Source organism: Methylophaga sp. UBA2689 (assembly GCA_002354555.1).
Classification (GTDB): domain Bacteria; phylum Pseudomonadota; class Gammaproteobacteria; order Nitrosococcales; family Methylophagaceae; genus Methylophaga.
In genome coordinates, this window is record DELT01000030.1 from 8,886 (window position 1) to 10,670 (window position 1,785).

3 protein-coding genes are annotated in these 1,785 nt (G+C 44.9%); all 3 read right to left on the minus strand.

Annotated elements, in window-relative coordinates; all coding sequences use genetic code 11:
• Positions 1-674 (minus strand): UDP-N-acetylmuramate:L-alanyl-gamma-D-glutamyl-meso-diaminopimelate ligase (gene mpl, locus B3M51_RS02665; RefSeq protein ID WP_292756633.1); only part of this gene is annotated, 674 nt, incomplete at its 3' end.
• Complete coding sequence (locus B3M51_RS02670) at positions 675-1,187, minus strand: hypothetical protein (protein ID WP_292356308.1); 513 nt, start codon at positions 1,185-1,187, stop codon at positions 675-677.
• A 124-nt stretch (positions 1,188-1,311) separates the two neighbouring features.
• A partial coding sequence (locus tag B3M51_RS02675) for a beta-propeller fold lactonase family protein (RefSeq protein ID WP_292756635.1) occupies positions 1,312-1,785 on the minus strand: 474 nt, incomplete at its 5' end.

Genomic DNA, 1,785 nt, shown 5'->3' on the forward strand with positions numbered 1-1,785 from the left:
GCAGGGATAGCGTGCGGCGTAATCACCAAACCTTCAGCCGGAACAGTACGAATTAAATGATGAAACTGCGTTTGAATGGCAGCCAGATCAGCAAAGATATCAGCGTGATCAAATTCCAGATTATTAATGACTAAAGTACGCGGGTGGTAATGAATAAATTTGCTGCGTTTATCAAAAAATGCCGTGTCATATTCATCGGCTTCGATCACAAAGAAAGGGGTATTTCCAATCGCAGCAGACTGACCAAAATTACCGGGTACTCCACCGATCAAAAAACCAGGTTGCATTCCTGCATATTCCAGAATCCAGGCCAGCATACTGCTGGTCGTGGTTTTACCGTGAGTCCCGGATACCGCTAGCACCCACCGATTGAGCAAAATGTTTTCTGCCAACCATTGTGGTCCGGAGATATAAGGTAAATTACGGTTCAGCACATATTCTACGGCAGGATTGCCACGAGACATCGCATTACCCATAACCACCATATCGGGAGCCGGTTGCAAATGCTCCGGCAAATATCCCTGCATGACGTCGATTCCTGCGGCGGCTAATTGATCGCTCATTGGCGGGTAAACATTGGCATCAGAACCGGAAACATCGAAACCACGTTCACGAGCCAGTAAAGCCAGCCCCCCCATAAAGGTACCGCAGATGCCTAAAATATGGATATGCATTCAGGCTACTCCGGACATGACCAGGCCATTAATAACAATAGCCAGCACTACATATAAAACCGTTAAAGCAACCGCCTTAGGTGCTGATGTTTCAATACTACGGCGTATGATATGTGCGGTGACCATCAAACTCCACAACATCACCAACATCAGTGCAAACAAGATGAAATTTGCTGTATCGGATTGTTCAGCGTACTGATGAAAGGCCCATAGCAGTGGCATGGCTAACAGACCCAACAGACTGCCGGTGCCGGCCAATGCCATTAATGACTGTTGGTAACGCGGCAAAAAGTGGTTCAGGCGAAGCAGTCCATAAAGAAGGGTCGTTAATACGATCACATCTGTTAAACCAATCCATAGACTGATTCGGAATGACATATCAATTTGGTTGACCGATACGCTGACAATAAAATATATCAACAATAGCAATTGCATCAGTTGATTATTAGCCGGAAGGCTATCTGGTCCTGAACGGAACAGACAAATGTCGATTAAACGCAGTATAACTTTCATGTGCGGCATCATAGCGCGTCAGCAATAGTTCACAAAATTTTTCTTGTCTCTTTTATATTTTTAATCATAAAAAAACCCGGCAACGCATAACGCTGCCGGGTTTAATTTTAGTTATGTTTTATACTCAGTCGTCCAGAGCAACACCCCATGGGAAGGAGCCGACTTCGATGGTTTTAATACGCTCCTGCTTAGCAGTATCGACAACTGAAACAGTGCCATCCACCCCGTCTGCGGTGTATAACATTGAACCGTCTTTCGATAAATCCAAGCCCCAGACCCGTTTACCAACTGGAACATTCCCTTTTAATTCCAGAGTTTCTGCATCGAGGAATGCTACCGAATTACCACGACCTGTGGTGATATAAAGCATTTTATCATCAGGACTGACTTTGATATCCATTGGCTTGGAGTTTTCTACATCAATCCCTGACTTCTTGATTACTTTCAGTGTTTCCATATCGATAATGGCAACTTCATTGCCAATTTCGCTGGTGGCATAAGCCAGACTGCCATCACTGTTAAAAGCCAGCCCTCTTGGACGTGCGCCAACAACAAGGTGTGCCACTGCTTCGTAATTAGTTGTTTCAATAATATGCAC

Excerpts from the sequence above, each read along its gene's own strand:
- B3M51_RS02670 (WP_292356308.1), bottom strand. The coding sequence starts at position 1,187 with ATGAAAGTTATACTGCGTTTAATCGACATTTGTCTGTTCCGTTCAGGA.